Consider the following 22,499-nt stretch of genomic DNA (forward strand, 5'->3'; position numbering starts at 1 on the left):
TTACTTCTTTCGTGCTTCGTCGATGCCGGCCGATCGGGCAGCGAGCTCTCGTCCGGCGTCCAGGTAGCTCATCGCACCTCGCGAACCGGGGTCGTAATCCAACACCGTCATGCCGTACCCGGGAGCCTCGGATACCTTCACGCTGCGGGGGATGACGGCGCGCAAGACGGCGTCCCCGAAATGCTTGCGTACTTCTTCTGCTACCTGGTCCGCCAACTTGGTGCGGCCGTCGTACATCGTCAGGATGACGGTCGAGACGTGCAGTTCGGGATTCAGATGAGACTGCACCAGCTCGATGTTGCGGAGGAGCTGACCCACGCCTTCGAGCGCGTAGTACTCGCACTGGATGGGAATCAGTACCTCGGTCGCGGCCACGAGCGCGTTGACAGTCAGCAGACCGAGCGACGGCGGGCAGTCGATCAGGATGAAGTCCGCGTCGATGCCGGCGAGCTCCTCCACGGACAGCGCCGTCTTGAGGCGCCCTTCGCGAGCGACCATCGACACCAACTCGATCTCGGCTCCGGCGAGGTCGATGGTTGCCGGGATGCAGAACAACCGGTCGCTGTGCGGACTCTTCTGCACGGCGTCCTTGGCGCTCACCTCACCGATGAGGACCTCGTAGCTCGACGGCACACCCGAGTGGTGCTCGACGCCCAACGCGGTGCTGGCGTTGCCCTGAGGGTCCAGATCGACCACGAGAACCGTCAGGCCTTGGAGCGCGAGCGCGGCAGCCAGGTTCACGGCGGTCGTCGTCTTCCCGACGCCACCCTTCTGGTTGGCAATGGTCAGCATGCGTCGCTTCGCCGGCTTCGGCAGCGACACCGATCCGGGATGCAGAACCTGGCTGGCTCGATGTGCCGCGGCACCGATGGGGGTGTCGTTCGGTGAGATCGCGTTGGTGTACTCGAACCCTGAGCCGGCCGTCACCCCCGACTTGTTTTCCGAGTTGCTCGAGGCGTTCTTCTTGGGCGCTGTTTCACGTGAAACAGCGGGATCGGACCCACCCGACATATGTGCTCCTTAGTGCGGAACTGACTGTGTTCAATACGATCGATCGGGTCGAGCGCGCGGCGTGTGAGCCCGCAATCGACTTCAGTGACGACTCAGTCTCCGCGGCTCACGCACCGCTCTGACGACAATGGTGGGAGTGGGCAACAGCCCCACTCCGCACTCCACTACCTCCAGCTTGCCAGCACCCATCCGAGCGAGGGAAGCCCGGTCACGTTCGATCTCTTCAGCGGCGCTCGAACCCTTCAGAGCCAGCATTCGACCGTGCTCGTGAACGAGCGGCAGCGACCACTTTGCAAGCTTTTCCAAAGGTGCCACCGCCCTCGACGTCACCACGTCGGCGCCGCCGGCTTCCTTCTTGACGCCGGGCTGCTCCGCGCGGCCGCGCACGACCAAGATGTTCAGATCGTGTTCCTCGATGAACTCGGCGAGATACACGGTCCGCCGGAGGAGGGGCTCGACGAGTGTCACTCGCAGATCGGGTCGCGCGATCGCCAGCGGGATCCCGGGCAAGCCCGCGCCGCTGCCGATGTCCACGACGGTCTCGCCTTCATCGATGAGCTCACCGATCGCCGCACAATTGAGGATGTGTCGCTCCCAGAGCCGTGGAACTTCACGCGGTCCGATGAGTCCTCGTTCGACGCCTGCCGTTGCCAACGAGTCGTGATACCTCCGTGCCAACTCGAGCCGGTCACCGAAGATCTGCTCTGCCACGGCCATCACTTGGTTGCTGTCCGAGCCTTCTTGTTCCACGTGAAACATCTTCCCGTGCCCGAGCGCGGAACGCCAAACGACATCGCTGTAACTCGGCGGATTGCGACTTTCGCACCGGAATTGGCGACACCACGGGCGCCGTGCGGGCTCCCTTCGGACCGAGCCGTAGCAAGTCACGATTGGCGAGCCAGCCGGTTTTCGGCCAGGTCCGTCCGAGCAAACCGATCCGCCCGTGCGCTCGAATCAATGATCTCCAGCCCCAATCAGAATCAGGCCGACCTATCCATCCCCGACGGACTCGGTCCTGTCGACGACTCGAGGTCTCCCGGCCCCACATCATGTTTCACGTGAAACTTCTCCTCCCACGGTTGGCAGTCATTCGCCTACCGCGCACCGACTCGATAGGTCACGCGTTCGTCGACGGAGCAACAGGCCGATGGGAGAAGAGCCGACCAAATCGATCGTTTCGTCAGCACCTGGCAGCAGCCTTGAGAATCCAACCGAATGGGCACGGTGCGATCCACACCAACACCGCCGTACCGATACCGCGGGACGGTTCATCCCGTCGGCGAACGATCACAGTCGGTGGCGCTACCCCTTGACGACACGGATCCTTGAGAACGATCGATGTTTCACGTGAAACCGATCCACCGTTGCTCAGCCCCGCGCAGAGGGTCGTAGCAGAACGACCGCGGGTAGCCGATGCACACCGCAGAGCTTTCTTGGCCGCAATACCGGTTCCGGAGATCCTCGATCTCGACGCCGGGCACGGACGGGGGAAAGTCCACAGTTTCGATCTCGATCACATCGCGATCGACTCGAGCACCCAGCCGCTGCACCCGAACTCCAGACGCACCCACACTGCATGTGGATCAGCCGGATGGGTCAGCAGTCGTACACAGTCGATCGCTGGACGAGTGCTCCCGTGCAACTGTCCCGAGCCCATCGTCGGCCCGCGCTCATGTCCCGAATCGAGTCCGCGGAGATTTCGACGGGCAACCTTTCGAAGATCACAACGCCGCGAGTGTCGCCTCATCGTCGGATTCGCGGTACGGGCACTTCGTCCCGCGCTGGAGTTCCCGCCGCGGCTACAGCAATCGACCGATTCTCTCGACCTTCACAACGATCGGTGCGCGACTGTCCGGGGTGAGTCGCATCGTCGTCGGAAAGATCGTTCATGAGCCCGGGCCCGCTGTTGTCTATCTCCGAATCCCGTCAACGCCGATCTTTGCCAACATCGAATCCGACAGCGACGGCCGGATGTCCTGTCCCACGTATATGCCCTCGGCCGGATCGTCGGCACACACCCTGCGCGATCGATGCCCGTCGCTATTTCTTCGCTGAGTGTCTCGAACTCAGTTTCACTGCTGCGCCGAACTCGATCCGGACACCCAACTGGCATCGGACTGTTTCACGTGAAACCGCCCCGGCTCCGGACCGTCTCGAATAGCAGTCGAAATGTCTCAACTTCATCAGAGAACGAACGTCACGACGGCCCAGTGTGCGCGGTGCCTAGAACCAGCGTCCGCGAGAACAGCACTGCGACGGACGCAACATGGTTGGACGATGACGACATCGATGTCGCACGTTTCACGTGAAACATTCCGCACAATGTGCGCTCGATACCGACGCGTCACACCGCCATAGTTGCCGTCACAGTGACGAAAGCGCACTGGATGCCTGGATCTGGTAATTCGGCGAGGAAATCGATCGAACCGGCAACATCGTCGTCTGCTCGGCGCACAAATTACATCGATGATATTTGCCAGGATGTGCGGCTACATCCGGATACGTCGATGGCCCCCACCGAAGTGGGGGCCATCGACTGGGAGGCTCAGTTACGCCTTGACGACGACTACTCGTCGGGCCGGCTCGACGCCGGTGCTTTCGCTCGCGACGCCGTCGATCTTGGCGACCGCGTCGTGCACGATCTTTCGCTCGAACGGAGTCATCGGGGTCAGTTCTTCGCGTTCACCGGATTCGAGAACGCGCCGCGCTGCTTCGGCACCGAGGTTGCCGAGTTCCGTTCGCCGGTTGGCGCGCCAGCCGGCGACGTCGAGCATCAGCTTGCTGCGCTCACCCGTCGACTGCTGAACGGCGAGGCGAGTCAGCTCCTGCAGTGCATCGAGAACTTCGCCCTTGCGACCGACGAGCTTGGCGAGATCGTCGCCGCCGTCGATGCTGACGATCGCGCGATCACCCTCCACGTCGAGATCGATGTCGCCGTCGAAGTCCAGGACGTCCAGAAGTTGCTCGAGGTAGTCGCCGGCAATCTCGCCTTCCTCGACCAGATAATCTTCGTCGTCCTCGTCCTCGTCATCCTCGTCGGTCTTGTCCTCGACCACTCCCGAGTCATCGGATTCCTCGACCACAGGAGCCTGATCTGCCTCCGCGTCGACTGCACCCACCTGATCGGCCTCGACCACCACGTCACTCGCTCCATCCCCGGATACCGCGCCGGTTGTCCGTACTTCGTCGTTCTGTGCTTCTTCTACGTCCGCTGCCATGTTCGTCCTTCTCTCGACGTGTCGGTCAGCGCCGCTTGCGCTTGGTCGACTTGTTCCGGTTCGCCTGCGGTCTCGGTTTCGCCGGCGTTGTGGCACCGGTCGTCGAACCGGAACTGCCATCGGCGGTCTCCGCCACGGACGAATCGCTCGTCGGCGTCATCTTCGAGAGCTTGGGACGAGCACCTGGCTTCGGCTTGGTGGTCGATACCGGCTTCACACCGGGCTTGGGCGCGTTCTCGGAACGCTTCTCCACTGCGGCAGCGACCTTCGCGGCTTCTTCCTTGTCGATCTTTCCGAACACCAGGTGCTGCTGCGCGTAGGTCCAGGTGTTGTTGCTGACCCAGTACAGCAGGATCGCGACGGGCAGCAGGGCACCGAACACGAGAACACCGAGCGGGAAGACGTACAGCGCGAGCTTGTTCATGATCGCGGACTGCGGGTTCGCTGCGGCCGCCGCGCTCTGACGCGCGACCGATGCGCGCGAGTTCAGGTGCGTCATGATGGCCGCGATGATCATCAGCGGGATGGAGACTGCTGCGATGACCCAGGTGGACGGAATGGTCGCATCCGGTCCTACGGCGAATGCATTGAGCTGGTCCTGCGGCATCGTGATCCACGCCGAGATCGGTGCACCGAACAGGCGGGCGTCCAGGAAGGACTGCACGTCCGCCACGTTGAACGCGTAGTTCGACAGCTCGCGGTTCTCCTCGGGAGTCAACCCGAGCTGACCGAAACCGGTACCGGTGCGGTTGAACGAGCGCAGTACGTGGAACAGGCCGATGAACACAGGCGCCTGCGCCAGCACCGGCAAGCAGCCCATCAGCGGATTGAAGCCGTGCTCCTTCTGGAGCTTCTGCATCTCGACGGCCATCTTCTGCTTGTCTTTGCCGTACTTCTTCTGCAGCGCTTTGATCTGCGGCTGTAGCTCCTGCATCTGCCGCGTGGTGCGAACCTGCTTGACGAAGGGCTTGTACAGAATCAGGCGGAGGGTGAAGACCAGGAAGACGACGGACAGTGCCCAGGCGAACCCATTGCTGGGATCCTGGAACACAAAGCCGAACACCTTGTGCCACACCCAGAGAATCCAGGCAACCGGGTAGTAAATGAAGTCGAGCACGGCTCTATGTACTCCTCTGTTCTTCCACTCGCACGAGATCGTGGTGTTCTTCGGTTTCGGTAGGTTCGGTGACGATCGCGCGCCACCTACCGGGTTCGGGTACCGGGTCCCACCCTCCAGAGTGCCAGGGAGCACATTTGAGGAGGCGGACGACTGCCAGCAACGAGCCCTTCGTCATTCCGTGCACCTGGAGTGCCTCGATGGCGTACTCGCTGCAGGTGGGGGAGAAGCGACAGGTGGGAGGTCTCATCGGGGACACGTATGTCCGGTACAACCCGATGACGTAGACGAGTGTTCGAGCAGGAATGGAACGAAGGTTGCCCATGAATGTCATGACGGCGGACCCTTCGGAGCTTCGAGAAGACCGAGCTTCTTCAATCCTGAACGCAGTTGAATCGATAGATCTGCCGAGGACGCGCGCGCGGCTCCGGGCAGTGCACGGATCACCACGTCGGTGGTCTCGGGGAGCTCACCGATGACGTCGGTACAGATATGCCGAAGCCGGCGCGCAACTCGATGACGAGTTACGGCCGGCCCGACTGCCTTGCTGACGATCAATCCGAATCGTGGCCCGCGAACGGTCGATGCGATGTCCTGTTCGTCACGCACGACGGCGTGAACCACAAGATCCGATCTACCCATTCGGCGTCCTCGACGCACCGCTACGGAGAAATCACGTGCTCGGTGTAGTCGATTCGGCTCAGGAAGCATCCCGAGCTCCAAGCTTCGGACGAACAGATATCAGGCTGTGAGTTCTTTACGGCCCTTGCCGCGACGTGCGGAAACGATTGCACGACCCGCACGGGTACGCATACGAAGACGGAAGCCATGAACGCGCGCGCGGCGGCGATTGTTCGGCTGGAACGTCCGCTTGCCCTTGGCCACGGTCAACACTCCTCGAGATTCGACGACGCCGATCTGTCGGCGCCTGCTGTAAAGGTTCTCAGCGAGTTCGGATGAAGTCGCTAGCCTCCCGAGCGAGAAATCCGAGTGAAGACAGACTGTGAGCAGCCAGCAAGCATCGGCCACCTCGCTATTGGGTGACTGTTCGAGAGTACTGATCGAGTCACTGCCGGTCAAACTCGCTCCCGAGCGCACCGTGCCGTCGTTCATGCACAGGCAGTGCCGGTCCGGGGCCACCGATGGTGCGACGGTGCTCGACATCGCCGCCGAACGAGCAGGCACTGCGACACAATTAGTCCGATCGCACGACAGACAGTCGGCATCGATGCAGGTCAGACTGTCGCAAACGCCATACCACGAACCGAAACGCGTTCTGGGGTCACATCGGTGTCGTTTATCCACACCTGTGGATAATTGTGTGGAAACACAGTTCAGGTGGCATATTCGTACCTTGCGGGGTCCACCCACGGACCCTGGTCTCGGCCGCAGCGACGCACGAACGACGACGCTATCCGACGATGTTGCTGCGCGGGTACGAAACGACGCACGAATTCACGCGTCGAACACCGCCCGAGACCAATGCTCGACGACGGAGGGCCCAACGTGAACGACGATCCGGATGCGCTCGCGCGCATCTGGCCCGAGGTGGTCGCGGAGCTCACATCCGACCGACACAGTGGGTCGCCGCTGACCAAAGGCCAGAAGGCCTGGCTCGCGCTGGTCAAACCGCTGACCTTGACGCAGGGGTTCGCACTGCTCGCAGTTCCGTCGACCTTCGCGCAGGAAGCGATCGAGCGAGATCTTCGCGAACCCATCCTCGGCGCCCTCGGGCGTCACCTGGGACAGGGTGTCGAGGGACTCGGTGTGCGTATCTCGGCTCCCGAGGACGAGAAGATCGAGGCCGAGCGATCCACGTACACCGATGCAGTCAGTTCTCCTACCTACCGACGCCGAATCCTGACCAGCAGAGACGACGAGCCGTCGGACTCCGAAACCGCCGACTACGAAGAGGTCGACGACGAACGCGAGGCCTTGGCCAGCGTCCAGAACTCCTGGCCGACGTATTTCACCAAGCCTCCCGACTCGACGCCACCGTCCTCGGGCGCCAACAGCCTCAACTCGAAGTACACCTTCGACACGTTCGTCATCGGTGCCTCCAATCGATTCGCACACGCAGCCGCGGTGGCCATCGCCGAGGCACCTGCTCGCGCCTACAACCCACTGTTCGTCTGGGGGGCGTCGGGTCTGGGCAAGACGCATCTGCTGCACGCGGCCGGCCACTACGCGCAGCGGTTGTTCCCGGGCATGCGCGTCAAGTACGTCTCGACCGAGGAATTCACCAACGACTTCATCAACAGTCTTCGTGACGACCGGAAGGTGGCGTTCAAGCGCCGCTACCGGGAGACCGACGTGCTGCTCGTCGACGACATCCAGTTCATCGAGGGCAAGGAAGGCATCCAGGAGGAGTTCTTCCACACCTTCAACACCTTGCACAACGCGAACAAACAGATCGTCGTCTCGTCGGACCGGCCACCGAAGCAACTGGCCACGCTCGAGGAGCGACTTCGTACCCGCTTCGAGTGGGGCCTGATCACCGATGTGCAGCCACCCGAGCTCGAGACGCGAATCGCAATTCTGAGCAAGAAGGCTCGGATGGATCGGCTCGATGTGCCGCACGACGTGCTCGAGCTCATCGCCAGCCGGATCGAACGCAACATTCGTGAGCTCGAAGGTGCCCTCATTCGAGTGACGGCCTTCGCATCGCTGAACGGACAGGCACTCGACCTCACCCTGGCCGAGGTGGTTCTGCGCGATCTCATCCCCGATTCGTCGAGTCTGGAGATCAACGCGGCCACGATCATGGCCGTGACCGCGGAGTACTTCAACACGTCGATCGAGGACCTGTGCGGTCCGGGTAAGGCCCGAGCATTGGCCATGGCCAGGCAGATCGCGATGTATCTCTGCCGTGAGCTCACCGATCTGTCGCTGCCCAAGATCGGCCAGACGTTCGGTCGCGACCACACGACGGTGATGTACGCGGACAAGAAGATCCGCAAGGAGATGACCGAGCGTCGCAAGGTCTACGACCAGGTTCAGGAGCTGACGGCGCGGATCAAGCAGCGCTCGAAGAGGTAGACGACCCGGCATGGACCGACTCGTCGGACGGCACCGAATCCCATCGCGGGTTCGGTGCCGTCGTGCTTTTCTCGTCGTTCGGCGGACCGATTCTCGACGCGGATTCGGTGATTTTTCGAGGCGTCGACCATTGATTCACACCTGTGGATAACCATGTGGACAACATCGAAGTTCTGGGGATGGAGTGTGGGCGCCTGTGCACCGATGTGATTCGTCCACAGGCAGCGGTTCGTCAACCACGAATTGGTCCCGAGTTCATCCCCACGACACCACGCTCGGCCACCAGCGGATCGAGTGGTCCGTGCACAGATTCCACAGGACCTATTAATCCTTCTGTTTTCTCCTTGAAAGAACTTCTTTGAAAACAGGTGTTGGGGAACGATCCGTTCACAGGCCCCTCGGGGACACCCGAATCCCGAGTTCGGCGAGACCCTCGCGCTTCCGTCTTGGGTTCGGAGGGCATACGGTGTGCTTGCGCTGGATGTGCCACACTCGTCGTTGCATCGGTTCGAGCGGCAACCATCGTGGTTGCACCGCCGGATCGTGAAGACGAACGCCACCGAACGAGAGGAAATGCCGAGCGATGGAGCTTGGAAGTTTGAAGTTTCGCGTTGCTCGTGAAGATTTTTCCGATTCCGTCGCGTGGGTGGCTCGTAGCCTGCCGTCCCGGCCGCCCGTTCCCGTTCTCGGTGGAGTTCTTCTTGCCGCCGACGAGCAGGGTCTGACGGTCTCCGGATTCGACTACGAGGTCTCCGCTCAGGTCAAGGTCTCCGCCGAAGTTGCCACTGCCGGCCGAGTTCTGGTGTCGGGCAAGCTACTTGCCGATATCACCAAGTCGTTGCCGAACAAGCCGGTCGACGTCACCGTCGACGGAACCCGCGTTCTGGTCAACTGCGGCAGCGCCAAGTTCTCGCTGCCCACGATGCCGGTGGAGGACTACCCGCAGCTCCCCGAGCTGCCCAACAACACCGGTTCGCTGGCCGGCGATGTCTTCTCCGAGGCAATTGCCCAGGTCGCAGTGGCGGCGGGCAAGGACGACACACTGCCGATGCTCACCGGCATCCGCGTCGAGATCGACGGCACCAACGTCGTTCTCGCGGCCACCGACCGTTTCCGGTTGGCTGTTCGAGAGGTGGAGTGGACTCCCGCCGGTGCCGATACCACCACCGCGGTGCTTATCCCGGCCAAGACCCTGTCAGAGTCGGCCAAAACCCTCGGCGGTAACTCCGGCTCACCCGTCGAACTGGCCCTCGGTTCCGGTTCGACCATCGGTAGTGACGGGCTGCTCGGCATCGTCAGCGATGGGCGCCGCACCACGACGCGTCTGCTCGACGCCGAATTCCCGAAGTTCCGTCAGTTGCTGCCGGCCGAACACACTGCGGTGGCGACCCTCGAGATCGCATCGCTGATCGAGGCGATCAAGCGTGTGGCTCTCGTCGCCGAGCGTGGCGCGCAGGTTCGACTGGAGTTCAACGGCGAGGGTGTGTTGCTCTCCGCAGGTGGAGACGATGCAGGTCGCGCCGAGGAGGCGCTGCCTGCCGATTTCCAGGGCGAGGCTCTGACCATCGCGTTCAACCCCGGTTACCTCATCGACGGCCTGTCGTCGCTGCACAGCGAGAAGGTCACGTTCGGATTCACGACGCCGAGCCGACCCGCAGTGCTGCGGCCGACCTCGGACGAGGAACTGGTGCCCGACGACGCGGGCAAGTTCGCGGCGCCGCAGTCCGAGTACACGTACTTGCTGATGCCGGTCAGGCTGCCGGGCTGATCCGGTCTGGTTACTGTTGAACCCGCGCGAACTTTCGCACCTGACACAGACAAGGACGCCTCATCATGCAGCTGGGCTTGGTCGGTCTCGGAAAAATGGGCTTCAACATGCGCGAGAGACTGCGTGAGCACGGTCACGAGGTGGTCGGCTACGACCCCCGACCGGAGGTGACCGATACTCCGTCACTGGCCGGTCTGGCGCAGGCGCTGACGGCGCCTCGTGTGGTGTGGGTGATGGTTCCGTCGGGCAAGATCACCCGCGACACCATCACCGGTCTGGCCGATGTGCTCGAGCCGGGCGATCTGGTGATCGACGGCGGAAATTCTCGATTCACCGACGACAAGCCCAACGCAGAGCTGTTGGACGCCAAGGGAATCGGCTACATCGACGCCGGAGTATCCGGTGGCGTCTGGGGCCTGAAGAACGGCTACGGCCTGATGGTCGGCGGTCAGGACGAGCACGTCGCTCGGGCGATGCCGATCTTCGACGCCTTGCGTCCCGAAGGCGAGCGTGCGGACGGTTTCGTGCACGCCGGTCCGGTCGGTGCAGGCCACTACTCGAAGATGGTGCACAACGGCATCGAGTACGGGTTGATGCAGGCGTACGCCGAGGGTTACGAGATCCTCGAGGCCGAAGAACTCGTGCAGGATGTCCAGGGCGTACTGCGAGCCTGGAGCAAGGGAACGGTCGTGCGATCGTGGCTGCTCGACCTGTTGGTCGAAGCGCTGGGCCAGGATCCGGAATTCAGTGCGATCTCCGGCTACACCGAGGATTCCGGTGAGGGCCGTTGGACCGTCGAGGAGGCCATTCGTCACGCGGTCCCCGCACCGGTCATCTCCGCGGCCCTGTTCGCGAGATTTGCGTCGCGGCAAGAGGATTCACCGGCAATGAAGGCTGTTTCCGCACTGCGCAACCAGTTCGGCGGGCACGCGGTGAAGAAGGCCGATGCCGACGAGACCCTGCGCGCCCCGGCGCCGAAGAACACCGAGTAAGTGTTCGTTCGGTCTCTGCAGCTGCACGATTTTCGATCCTGGGACGATCTCACCGTCGACCTCGGACCGGGCTCGACCGTGTTCGTGGGGCCCAACGGACACGGCAAGACCAATCTGCTCGAGTCGCTCAACTATCTGTCGACGTTGTCCTCGCATCGTGTGTCGTCGGACGCTCCCATGATTCGAGCCGGTGCTGCCAAGGCCTTCGTGGGCAGTGCCGTGGTCAATCACGGTCGCGAACTGATCATCGATGTCGAGCTCCTCGAAGGCAGAGCCAACAAGGCTCGGATGAACAGGTCTCCGCTGCGGCGCCCCCGTGAGATTCTGGGGGTGTTGCAGAGTGTGCTGTTCGCTCCCGAGGATCTTTCGCTCGTGCGCGGCGATCCCGGCGAGCGACGCCGCTATCTCGACGAGCTACTGACCACTCGGATTCCTCGAATGGCCACCGTCCGTGCCGATTACGACAAGGTGCTGCGGCAACGATCGGCTCTGCTCAAGACGGCGAGTGGATCGCTGCGTCGCGGATCGTCCTCGGGCGACGGCGCGAGTGCGCTCGCCACCCTGGACGTCTGGGATGGTCATCTGGCAGCGCACGGAGCTCGATTGCTCGCTGCCAGAATAGCTTTGGTGCACGAGCTGATGCCGTTCGTGCAACAGGCCTACAGTTCGATCGCACCCGAGTCGCGGTTGGCTGCCGTCGCCTATCGCTGCAGTCTGGCCGAGGCGCTCCCACCGGAGTTCTCCGATGCCGACCGTGCGCCCGAGCCCGACGACACAGAAGTTCTCGAAGCTGCCTTCCTCCACCAACTTTCGGTGATGAGACAGCGTGAAATCGAACGCGGGGTCTGCCTGGTCGGACCGCACCGCGACGACCTGGAACTGATGCTCGGTGACCAACCGACGAAAGGCTTTGCCAGCCATGGTGAATCGTGGTCGTACGCGTTGTCTCTGCGGCTCGGCTCCTTTGCCTTGTTGCGGGAGGACGGTACCGACCCGGTACTGATGCTCGACGACGTCTTCGCCGAACTCGACCGCAAACGGCGTGCCGCGCTGGCGACGGTGGCGGCCGGTGCCGAGCAGGTGCTCATCACGGCCGCGGTACCCGAGGACGTACCACCCGAGCTGGACGCTCGTCGCTACGGAGTGGAAGCGAAGCAGAGCGCGGATCCCGGTGCAGCAGGACGTATCTCGCGTATCTCGGACTTGTCGGACGATATCGACATCGCACGTTCGGAAGGTGAGGATCGATGACCGACGACGACGCGACTCCCACGGACAACGGTGACGTACCGGAACTGAAAGGCGTGGATCTGGCGCGTCGAGCACTCGAGGACGCCCGAGCCGCAGCCAAGGCCAGCGGCAAATCGGTGGGACAGGGACGGTCGTCACCGACAGGCGGAGTCAGAGCACTGCGGGGGCGTCGTCGCCGGGGCTGGTCGGGAGCGGGGCCGGACGACCGTGATCCCCAGGCGTTCGGGGCGCTGGCGAACTCGATCGCGTCCAAGCGCGGATGGTCGGCGAAGGTGTCGGAGGGCGCGGTGCTCGGCCGGTGGCCGAGCGTGGTCGGCGAGGACATCTCGGCTCATGCGGACCCCACCGGTCTCAAGGACGGAGTGTTGAGTATTTCCGCCGAGTCCACGGCGTGGGCGACCCAGTTGAGGCTGATGCAGTCGCAGATTCTGGCCAAGATCGCAGCCGCCGTCGGTCACGGCGTGGTGACCTCGCTACGCATCACCGGTCCGACGACCCAGAGTTGGAGAAAAGGCGAACGGCACGTCCGGGGACGAGGGCCGCGGGACACGTACGGATAGTGAGAGGTCCCAACCTTCGCTTTCGGAATCTCCTGGTCCAGGTGATTCTCAACAGATGTTGGGGCCAGTGTTGCTGTGACATGGTCGATGTGCGTAGCGTGATTCGGGACACGCAACGGTCGGGGGACCGATTTACTGTTCTGTGCGCATCGGACGAGGAGAAGTTGTGTCTGCACCAACGAAGAAGACATCGACAGCAGCCGTCGATGTGGACGGAACCCCCGAAGATCGCGTCATCCTGCACGCGCGGAACGTGGAGTTCGATTGGAACTCGCTGCCGCTGCATTACATGGATGGCAACCCACTCGCGACGCACCTGATCAACGTGATGCACCTGCTCCTGCCCGAGGGTGAGGAGTGGTTCGTGCGCACGTTCAAGGAGGCGCTGCCACTCATCCACGACGATCAGCTGCGCGACGACGTGATCGGATTCATCGGTCAGGAAGCGATGCACGCGCAGGCGCACACCGATGTGCACGATCAGCTTCGGGCCCACGGCATCGACGTCGATCCGTACGTCGATCAGATGAAGTTCCTGTTCGGCCGTGCTCTCGGCAACCGGACCGGCCACGGCCAGAACAGCCTTGTCGAACGTCTCGCCCTGATCGCCGCCGCCGAGCACTTGACCGCTTTTCTCGGCGATTGGGTTCTCAATGCCACGGCGTTGGACGAGGCGGACATCGATCCGATCATGCTGGACCTGCTGCGGTGGCACGGAGCCGAAGAAGTCGAGCATCGATCGGTGGCCTACGAGGTGATGCGGTACTTCGACGTCCGCCCGGCCCGCCGGATCCGAACCTACGTCGTCATCGCGCCCACGCTCGTGTGGTTCTGGACCCGCGGTGTTCGCTTTCTCATGAGCCAGGATCCGACGCTGGCGCACCTTCCCGCCAAGCAGCGCACACCGTCGTTCCGAGAGTTTCGCCGAGTGGCCGCTGCGGGTCTGTTCCCGACCCCGATGTCGATGGTGAAAGCGTCGCTGCGCTACTTCAAGCGCACGTACCACCCTTCGCAGGAAGGGTCGACGGCGCAGGCAGTGCAGTATCTGGCCACCTCACCGGCAGCTCGGTCCGCCGATCGATGACCAAACGCACGTTGCGGAGCAAGCTCGGCGCAATGGCGCAGAAGGTGGACTCGTTCCGACTGGGACGCACGATTCCGAAGAATCTGTACGGCCGCGACGAGCCCGATCAGACCGTGTCACTGGTGACCGACGCGCTCGACAAATGGTTCGCGCTGCTCGACGGTGACGACTACGACGCGTCGTTCGCGGCACCGCCCGTCGTACGGACCCGCGTACTGACCTTGGTCTCACGCGAAGTGCTCTGCGTGGACGAGCACGTGGTCCGACTGACGTTCGCCGCGGCCGACGGAGCGGTGTTGCCTGCGTGGGCACCGGGAATGCATCTGGACTTCTATCTCCCGTCCGGCCGCCGTCGGCAGTACTCGTTGTGTGGCGATCCGGATGCCGACGCGTACTCCATCGCGGTGCGCCTGGTGCCCGACGGCGGCGGCGGGTCGCGCGAGATGCACGATCTCCCGGTCGGCACCGAAGTCTCGATTCGGGGGCCGCGCAACGGTTTTCCGTTCGTACAGTCCGAGCATGCACTGTTCGTGGCGGGAGGAATCGGTATCACCGCGATCATCTCGATGGTCCGTCGCGCTCGCCGGACGGGAATGGACTGGCACTTGGTCTACTGCGGCCGTTCGCGCGAATCGATGCCGTTCCTCGACGAGATCGCCGGCTGGGAGGCCGATCGTGTCACGGTGCGGACCGACGATGTGGACGGCATGCCGTCGAGCATGGATCTGCTCGGTGCCGCGGCACCGGGTGGTTCGGTCTACGTGTGCGGGCCGCCGCCGATGATCGACCTGGTTCGGGCCTCGTTCGACTCCTTGCCCGCAACGCATCTGCACTTCGAGCGGTTCTCGCCGCCACCGGTGAAGAACGGTGCCGAATTCGAGGTCCAACTCGTCGACTCCGGTGACATCGTCACGGTCGGCCCGGAAGAGACTGCGCTGCATGCCATTCGGCGGCTGCGCCCGGATGTGGCGTACTCCTGTCAGCAGGGTTTCTGCGGGACGTGTCGCGTTCGAGTACTGAGCGGAACACCGCAGCATCGGGAGAATCGGCTCACGGCCGAGGAGCAGCAGCGTGAGATGTTGATCTGCGTGTCGCGTTCCGAGGGCGAACGGATCGTGCTCGATCTGTAGCCGAATCGCCGGTTTTACCCTTCATCTTTGCCGTCCGGTATCGAAAAAATGCGTCTGTGAAGCAATCAGGGGCCTTTTAGGGGTGTCATCGTGCCCATGCTGTCGCAGGCAACCAGTACTATGGACCGGTACGACATCAAGCCCGGAAAAAACGCATGGACTCGGGCGCGGCCGGAACCGACTGCGCCCATCCCTGCGGTAGCACCCTGCGGGGTGTGAGCGGGGTAGTGGACGCGTAGAAGGAGAACCAGCTAACCGTGGCTGCCCAGAAGTCAGGTACCAACGACAACAGCAAGGATTACGGCGCTTCGTCCATCACGGTCCTCGAGGGCCTGGAAGCGGTTCGTAAGAGGCCCGGTATGTACATCGGCTCCACCGGTGAACGAGGCCTGCATCACCTGATCTGGGAGGTCGTCGACAACTCCGTCGACGAGGCCATGGCCGGCTATGCGTCCACCGTCGACGTCACCATCCACGAGGACGGCAGCGTCGAGGTCAAGGACGACGGTCGAGGAATTCCCGTCGCCATGCACGCCTCCGGTGTTCCCACCGTCGAGGTCGTCATGACACAGCTGCACGCAGGCGGCAAGTTCGACTCCGACTCCTATGCCGTCTCCGGTGGACTGCACGGCGTCGGCATCTCGGTGGTGAACGCACTCTCCACCAAGGTGGAACTGCAGATCGCGCGCGACGGTCATCGCTACAAGCAGACCTACGACTACGCCAAGCCCAGCCCGCTCGAGACCGTCGGCGATACCGACGAGACCGGCACCACCGTACGATTCTGGGCCGACGGCAAGATCTTCGAGACCCTCGACTACAGCTTCGAGACCGTACATCGTCGCCTGCAGGAGATGGCGTTCCTGAACAAGGGACTGACCATCAACTTCACCGACGAGCGGGTGGCAGCCACCGACGCCACCGAGGAAGAACTCGGTGAGACGGCCGAGGCACCCAAGACCGCCGAGGAAGAACAGGCCGACGCGGCCGTCGCCAAGCCGGCCAAGGTGCGCAAGCGGACCTATCACTACCCGGACGGCCTGGTCGACTTCGTCAAGCACATCAACAGGACCAAGACCGCGATCCACAATTCGGTCGTCGGCTTCACCGGTAAGGGTGAGGGCCACGAGGTCGAGATCGCCATGCAGTGGAACGCCGGGTACTCCGAGTCGGTACACACCTTCGCCAACACCATCAACACGCACGAGGGCGGCACCCACGAAGAGGGCTTCCGAACCGCGCTCACTTCGACGGTGAACAAGTACGCACTCGAGAAGAAGCTCGTCAAGGAGAAGGACGTCAAGCTCACCGGCGACGACATCCGTGAGGGTCTGGCCGCAGTCATCTCGGTGCGGGTCGGCGAGCCGCAGTTCGAGGGACAGACCAAGACCAAGCTCGGCAACACCGAGATCAGGTCGTTCGTGCAGAAGGCATGCAACGAGCACCTGGCGCACTGGTTCGAATCGAACCCTGCCGACGCCAAGACCATCATCAACAAGGCGGTCTCCTCCGCGCAGGCCCGGATGGCCGCACGCAAGGCGCGAGAATTGGTGCGCCGCAAGAGCGCAACCGATATCGGAGGCCTGCCGGGCAAGCTCGCCGACTGCCGCTCGAACGATCCGAGCAAGTCCGAGATCTACATCGTGGAGGGCGACTCCGCCGGCGGCTCGGCCAAATCGGGACGCGATTCGATGTTCCAGGCGATCCTGCCGCTGCGCGGAAAGATCATCAACGTCGAGAAGGCTCGCATCGACCGCGTCCTCAAGAACAACGAGGTCCAGTCGATCATCACCGCCTTCGGCACCGGCATCCACGACGAGTTCGACATCACCAAGCTTCGCTATCACAAGATCGTGCTGATGGCCGACGCCGACGTCGACGGCCAGCACATCTCGACCCTGCTGATGACGCTGCTGTTCCGCTTCATGCGACCGTTGATCGAGCACGGCCACGTCTACCTGGCCATGCCGCCGCTGTACAAGTTGAAGTGGAGCCGGGGTGAACCCGACTTCGCCTACTCCGACCGCGAGCGCGACGGTCTGCTCGAGGCCGGCATCGCCAACAAGCGCAAGATCAACGTCGAGGACGGCGTCCAGCGCTACAAGGGCCTCGGCGAGATGAACGCCAAGGAACTGTGGGAGACCACCATGGATCCGTCGGTGCGCGTCCTGCGTCTGGTGACACTGGACGACGCGGCGGCAGCCGACGAGCTGTTCAGCGTGCTGATGGGCGAGGACGTGTCCGCGCGTCGCAGCTTCATCGCCCGCAACGCGAAAGATGTTCGCTTTCTTGACGTTTAGTCACTTCCCTTCACGCACCGATGAGTTCTCTCGGTGCGTGACGGTGACCGTTTCTCGAGGAGATTTGCATGTCTGACATCACCGAACCGCCGGTAGGACCCCCGCCGGGTTCGACCACCAACGCCGAGGGCGGCGACCGGATCGATCCGGTCGACATCCAGCAGGAAATGCAGCGCAGCTACATCGATTACGCGATGAGCGTCATCGTCGGGCGCGCACTGCCCGAGGTGCGTGACGGACTCAAGCCGGTGCACCGCCGCGTGCTGTACGCGATGTACGACTCCGGCTTCCGGCCCGACCGCAGCTACGTCAAATCCGCACGCCCCGTTGCCGAGACGATGGGTAACTACCACCCCCACGGCGACACCTCGATCTACGACGCACTGGTGCGTCTGGCCCAGCCGTGGTCGATGCGGTACCCGCTGGTCGACGGCCAGGGCAACTTCGGATCCCGCGGCAACGACGGTGCCGCTGCCATGCGTTACACCGAGGCCCGGCTGACTCCGCTCGCGATGGAGATGTTGCGCGACATCGACGAGGAAACCGTCGACTTCATCCCCAACTACGACGGCAAAACCCAAGAGCCGACGGTCCTTCCGTCCCGCGTGCCGAACCTGTTGATGAACGGCTCCAACGGCATCGCCGTCGGTATGGCCACCAACATTCCGCCGCACAACCTGCGTGAACTGGGCGACGCGGTGTTCTGGGCCCTCGACAACTTCGAGGCCGACGAAGAAGCGACGCTCGCGGCCTGCATGGAACGCGTCAAGGGCCCCGACTTCCCGACCCACGGCCTCATCGTCGGTGGCCAGGGCATCCAGGATGCGTACTCCACCGGCCGTGGCTCGATCCGCATGCGCGGCGTCGTCGAGATCGAAGAAGATTCCAACGGTCGCACCACGATCGTCATCACCGAGCTGCCCTACCAGGTCAACCCGGACAACCTGATCACCTCGATCGCCGAGCAGGTCCGAGACGGCAAGCTCTCGGGCATCTCCAAGATCGACGACGAGTCCTCCGACCGTGTCGGCATGCGCATCGTCGTCACGATCAAGCGCGACGCCGTCGCGAAGGTCGTGCTCAACAATCTCTACAAGCACTCGCAGCTGCAGACGAGCTTCGGCGCGAACATGCTCTCGATCGTCGACGGCGTTCCGCGGACGCTGCGCCTGGATCAGATGATCCGCTTCTACGTCACTCACCAACTCGACGTGATCGTGCGACGTACGCGGTATCGCCTGCGCAAGGCCGAAGAGCGCGCCCACATTCTGCGCGGCCTGGTCAAGGCTCTGGATGCGCTCGACGAGGTCATCGCGCTGATCCGGGCATCTCCGACGGTCGACGACGCGCGGCAGGGCCTGATCTCGCTGCTCGACATCGACGACATTCAGGCCCAGGCCATCCTCGACATGCAGCTGCGGCGCCTCGCAGCCCTCGAGCGTCAGAAGATCATCGACGAGCTGGCCGAACTCGAACGCACCATTGCCGACCTGCAGGACATTCTGGCCAAGCCGGAACGGCAGCGACAGATCGTGCGCGACGAGCTCGCCGAGATCGTCGAGAAGTTCGGCGACGACCGTCGCACGCGCATCATCGCCGCCGACGGGGACGTCAACGACGAGGATCTGATCGCCCGGGAGAACGTGGTCGTGACGATCACCGAGACCGGTTACGCCAAGCGCACCAAGACCGACCTCTACCGCTCGCAGAAGCGCGGCGGCAAGGGTGTGATGGGAGCGGGGCTCAAGCAGGACGACATCGTCAGCAAGTTCTTCGTCTGCTCGACGCACGACTGGATCCTGTTCTTCACCACCAAGGGGCGCGTCTACCGGGCCAAGGCCTACGAACTGCCCGAGGCCAACCGGACCGCCCGCGGTCAGCACGTCGCGAACCTGCTCGCCTTCCAGCCGGACGAACGCATCGCCCAGGTCATCCAGATCAAGACCTACGAGGATGCGCCGTACCTGGTGCTCGCCACCAAGGGCGGTCTGGTCAAGAAGTCACGACTGACCGACTTCGACTCCAACCGCAGCGGCGGCATCGTGGCCGTCAACCTGCGCGGCGAGGACGAGTTGGTCGGGGCCGTTCTCGCGTCCTCGGACGACGATCTGCTGCTGGTCTCGGCGCAGGGACAGTCCATCCGGTTCTCTGCCACCGACGAGGTGTTGCGCCCGATGGGCCGCGCCACCTCGGGCGTGCAGGGCATGCGCTTCAACGGCGAGGACGCGTTGCTCTCGCTCAACGTCGTCAGCGAGAACAAGTTCCTGCTGGTCGCGACCTCGGGTGGATACTCCAAGCGCACCGCGATGGAGGACTACCCCCAGCAGGGCCGCGGCGGAAAGGGAGTGCTGACAATCCAGTACGACCCGAAGCGTGGCACGCTGGTGGGAGCTCTCATCGTCGACGACGAGGACGAGCTGTACGCCATCACGTCCAGTGGTGGCGTGATCCGGACCGCTGCCAAGCAGGTTCGGAAGGCCGGCCGACAGACCAAGGGCGTGCGGTTGATGAATCTCGGTGAAGGCGACACACTGCTCGCGATCGCGCGCAACGCCGACGAGATCGAACCGGATTCTCTGGGCACCGAAGACGATGCAGCGAAGGAGTCGTAAGTGAGCACTCCCAACCGGCCTGGTAGCAGGCCCGGCCCCAGCGGTGGACCGGACAGCCGGGATGCCGCGCGGGCCGAGCAGCCCGCGCGTCCCGCGCCGCCCGAGGGAGCTCGCCCGGGCAACCGCCCGCAGCCGGCCACTCGTCCCGCGCCCGCCGCAGGCCGTGGTCCGGCCCCGCAGGGGGGTGCACGCCCACCGATGCGACCCGCACCGGGTGCTCCGAACGGTCCGGCACGTCCGGCCCAGGGACCCCCGCCGCAGCGGCCGCCTGCACCTCAGGGACCGCCGCCTCAGGCTCCTCCGGGGGCTACCGAGCAGGGTGCGCCTCGGCAGGGACAGGCTCCTGCCGGTCCGGCGCAGGCCCAGCCGCCCCAGGCTCCCGGCCGTCCGCCCGGACCCGGTCAGCAACCGGCCGGTCGACCCAACGCTGGTCCGCCGCAGAACGGCCAGCCGCCACAGCGGCAGGCACCGGGCGGTCAACCTCCACGACAGCAGGCTCCACAGCCCTCGGCTCCACAGCGATCGGCACCAGGAGAGACTGCGCGCACTGCGGAGGTCTCCGCCGAGTCGACGGCCACCGGCGAGGCGTCACGCGCGCCGGAAGCCGCTCGGGGTCAGGACCAGGCCGGTCCGGCAGCAACTCAGGCGATGCCGGCCCAGCAGAACGACGGTCCGCAAGGTGGCTCGGGAACCCCGCCCTGGCAGCGCGGTCAGCGTCCCGCATCGCAGGGAACCGACGATCGGCAGCAGCCGCAGAATCAGCCGCAGACCAACCTCTCCGGACGCGGTGCGGCACTGCCTCCGACCGGTGAGTTCGATCGATCGGCTCGCACGTCCGCCGAGCCGATCCAGCGCGAATCGACCGAGGACAAGACCGAACGGCGAGAAGCCGCCAGGTCGAAGGCCGCGGTCATCGACGGACCGACACGGCACATCGAACGCAAGGATCTGGCGAAGGACATGCCGGATCTGTCCGCGGTGCGGCACCCGGAGCCGTCCCTGTCCGAGCGTGCGGCACCTGCATCGATCACGGCCGTGCCCAGTGCCGACGGCGATCCCCTGCGGGCGACCATCCAGATCCGCAAGATCGATCCGTGGTCGACGCTCAAGATCGCCCTCGTGATCGCAGTGTCACTGTTCTTCGTGTGGATGGTGTCGGTCGGCCTGCTGTACGCAGTGCTCGACGGCATGGGCGTCTGGGAACGGCTCAACAGTGCGTTCACCGAGATCGTCAACGAATCCGGCGACGGCGGACTCGTCAGCGCCGGGCAGGTATTCGGCTACGCGGCGGTGATCGGTGTGATCAATGTCGTACTCTTCACCGCTCTGACGACCATCGGCGCCTTCATCTACAACCTGTCGTCGGACCTGGTCGGTGGCGTCGAAGTGACACTGGCAGACCGCGACTGACCTGCATCATCGACAGCTGTATCGGGCCGTTTTGGAAGACAGCGGCCCGATACGGTAATCTCATCCCTCGGTTCGAGGAGAGGTTTTCTTCGGTCCGAAGTAGTGATGAGGGCCTATAGCTCAGGCGGTTAGAGCGCTTCCCTGATAAGGAAGAGGTCGGAGGTTCAAGTCCTCCTAGGCCCACACCGAACGAACGAAAAGAGGCAGGACGTGAAAATCCTTCTTCTGGTCGCATCGGCGGTGATTGCAGTGCTGACACTATCGAAGGTGCGCTCGCAGCGCAGCGCAGACGGCGTCTGGCACAGCATCCCCACCGCGTGACAATCGCTCGGAGTGGACGTGTAAGGTTCGTCTACGATTACCGGCAACACCCGGGGCCTTAGCTCAGTTGGTAGAGCGCTGCCTTTGCAAGGCAGATGTCAGGAGTTCGAATCTCCTAGGCTCCACAAGAAATAGGACGTCCACTTCGGTGGGCGTCCTTTTTCGTTTCTCCACCGGCCCCACGTCCACTCGATGTGACATCGACCCCCCAAAAGTCCACTGAATGTGACATCGAGTGCCCTCGAGTGCCGAGAGGTTCGAAGCGGATTCGGCGGCCCGGTTGTGATCGGACCCAAGGCGGTCTGTGCTTCGGCGCCCACATGTCCAGACAGTCGCCGGTTCTGTGTCGTATCCGTATTTCGATCCTTAGCGTGGTCGCTGTGCAAAGCACGTCGGTTCTCGGATCGATGTGGATGGTCGCGACGGCGCACCGCAGGGGGGTGTGCCGTCGTCCGATCTCGGCGGACGCTGTTCGCCACTGTCTCGAATCGGTTGGCGGTTCGGGCATCTCGAATCTCTAAGGAGTCCCGCAGATGACGCGTGTTCTCGATCATGAAGAGCTGTTGACGGAACTCGACGGCACTCTGTGTCCGTGGCCATGAAAAAGTACCCACTGGTGGCCAGGTCGAGGTCCCCACTGGTGGCCAACTGAAAGTCCCCGCCCCGTGTTCGTCGTGTCGATCAGG

At 63.5% G+C, this 22,499-nt stretch carries 17 protein-coding genes and 2 tRNA genes; 12 read left to right on the plus strand and 7 right to left on the minus strand.

Features of this window, described 5'->3' with window-relative positions; genetic code table 11:
- The 7 genes from CH296_RS09630 to rpmH all read right to left on the minus strand — a co-directional run bounded on the left by CH296_RS09630 (position 1) and on the right by rpmH (position 6,231).
- A complete protein-coding gene (locus CH296_RS09630) occupies positions 1-1,011 on the minus strand; it encodes a ParA family protein (protein WP_032396980.1) in 1,011 nt (336 codons plus the stop codon).
- A gap of 81 nt (positions 1,012-1,092) precedes the next feature.
- A complete protein-coding gene (gene rsmG / locus CH296_RS09635) occupies positions 1,093-1,770 on the minus strand; it encodes a 16S rRNA (guanine(527)-N(7))-methyltransferase RsmG (protein WP_094629016.1) in 678 nt (225 codons plus the stop codon).
- A 1,790-nt stretch (positions 1,771-3,560) separates the two neighbouring features.
- Entirely contained in the window at positions 3,561-4,229 is a 669-nt protein-coding gene (locus tag CH296_RS09650) for a R3H domain-containing nucleic acid-binding protein (protein ID WP_094646252.1), read from the minus strand.
- A 25-nt stretch (positions 4,230-4,254) separates the two neighbouring features.
- A complete protein-coding gene (gene yidC / locus CH296_RS09655; RefSeq protein ID WP_094646253.1) occupies positions 4,255-5,346 on the minus strand; it encodes a membrane protein insertase YidC in 1,092 nt (363 codons plus the stop codon).
- Between the two features lie 4 nt (positions 5,347-5,350).
- Positions 5,351-5,680, minus strand: a complete 330-nt coding sequence (gene yidD / locus CH296_RS09660) for a membrane protein insertion efficiency factor YidD (protein ID WP_032396985.1) — start codon at positions 5,678-5,680, stop codon at positions 5,351-5,353.
- Entirely contained in the window at positions 5,677-6,057 is a 381-nt protein-coding gene (rnpA, locus tag CH296_RS09665; protein WP_032396986.1) for a ribonuclease P protein component, read from the minus strand. The genes yidD and rnpA overlap by 4 nt, the downstream gene beginning before the upstream one ends.
- A 30-nt stretch (positions 6,058-6,087) precedes the next feature.
- Positions 6,088-6,231, minus strand: a complete 144-nt coding sequence (rpmH, locus tag CH296_RS09670) for a 50S ribosomal protein L34 (RefSeq protein ID WP_026347786.1) — start codon at positions 6,229-6,231, stop codon at positions 6,088-6,090.
- Positions 6,232-6,852: 621 nt separating this feature from the next.
- Between rpmH and dnaA the strand changes: the two genes are divergently transcribed.
- The 12 genes from dnaA to CH296_RS09730 all read left to right on the plus strand — a co-directional run bounded on the left by dnaA (position 6,853) and on the right by CH296_RS09730 (position 21,938).
- Complete coding sequence (gene dnaA, locus CH296_RS09675; RefSeq protein WP_094684604.1) at positions 6,853-8,385, plus strand: chromosomal replication initiator protein DnaA; 1,533 nt, start codon at positions 6,853-6,855, stop codon at positions 8,383-8,385.
- A gap of 583 nt (positions 8,386-8,968) precedes the next feature.
- Complete coding sequence (gene dnaN / locus CH296_RS09680; RefSeq protein WP_032396987.1) at positions 8,969-10,153, plus strand: DNA polymerase III subunit beta; 1,185 nt, start codon at positions 8,969-8,971, stop codon at positions 10,151-10,153.
- A gap of 65 nt (positions 10,154-10,218) precedes the next feature.
- Positions 10,219-11,145, plus strand: a complete 927-nt coding sequence (gnd, locus tag CH296_RS09685) for a phosphogluconate dehydrogenase (NAD(+)-dependent, decarboxylating) (RefSeq protein ID WP_032396988.1) — start codon at positions 10,219-10,221, stop codon at positions 11,143-11,145.
- Complete coding sequence (gene recF, locus CH296_RS09690) at positions 11,146-12,396, plus strand: DNA replication/repair protein RecF (RefSeq protein ID WP_094684584.1); 1,251 nt, start codon at positions 11,146-11,148, stop codon at positions 12,394-12,396. It begins immediately after the preceding gene.
- Entirely contained in the window at positions 12,393-12,956 is a 564-nt protein-coding gene (locus tag CH296_RS09695; protein WP_032396990.1) for a DUF721 family protein, read from the plus strand. The genes recF and CH296_RS09695 overlap by 4 nt, the downstream gene beginning before the upstream one ends.
- Before the next feature lie 166 nt (positions 12,957-13,122).
- Positions 13,123-14,040 (plus strand): metal-dependent hydrolase, encoded by a 918-nt coding sequence (locus tag CH296_RS09700; RefSeq protein WP_052049959.1) that lies wholly within the window; start codon positions 13,123-13,125, stop codon positions 14,038-14,040.
- A 32-nt stretch (positions 14,041-14,072) separates the two neighbouring features.
- Complete coding sequence (locus CH296_RS09705) at positions 14,073-15,170, plus strand: PDR/VanB family oxidoreductase (RefSeq protein WP_094684605.1); 1,098 nt, start codon at positions 14,073-14,075, stop codon at positions 15,168-15,170.
- A 257-nt stretch (positions 15,171-15,427) separates the two neighbouring features.
- Positions 15,428-17,470 (plus strand): DNA topoisomerase (ATP-hydrolyzing) subunit B, encoded by a 2,043-nt coding sequence (gyrB, locus tag CH296_RS09710; protein ID WP_032396991.1) that lies wholly within the window; start codon positions 15,428-15,430, stop codon positions 17,468-17,470.
- A gap of 68 nt (positions 17,471-17,538) precedes the next feature.
- Positions 17,539-20,082 (plus strand): DNA gyrase subunit A, encoded by a 2,544-nt coding sequence (gene gyrA / locus CH296_RS09715; protein ID WP_032396992.1) that lies wholly within the window; start codon positions 17,539-17,541, stop codon positions 20,080-20,082.
- Entirely contained in the window at positions 20,083-21,492 is a 1,410-nt protein-coding gene (locus CH296_RS29785) for a DUF3566 domain-containing protein (protein WP_306436978.1), read from the plus strand.
- Between the two features lie 109 nt (positions 21,493-21,601).
- Positions 21,602-21,675 (plus strand) — tRNA-Ile (locus tag CH296_RS09725).
- 190 nt (positions 21,676-21,865) lie between these two features.
- Positions 21,866-21,938: transfer RNA gene (locus CH296_RS09730), tRNA-Ala, on the plus strand.
- Positions 21,939-22,499 lie beyond the last annotated feature (561 nt).

Source organism: Rhodococcus sp. 14-2496-1d, from assembly GCF_002259365.1.
Taxonomy (GTDB): domain Bacteria; phylum Actinomycetota; class Actinomycetes; order Mycobacteriales; family Mycobacteriaceae; genus Rhodococcoides.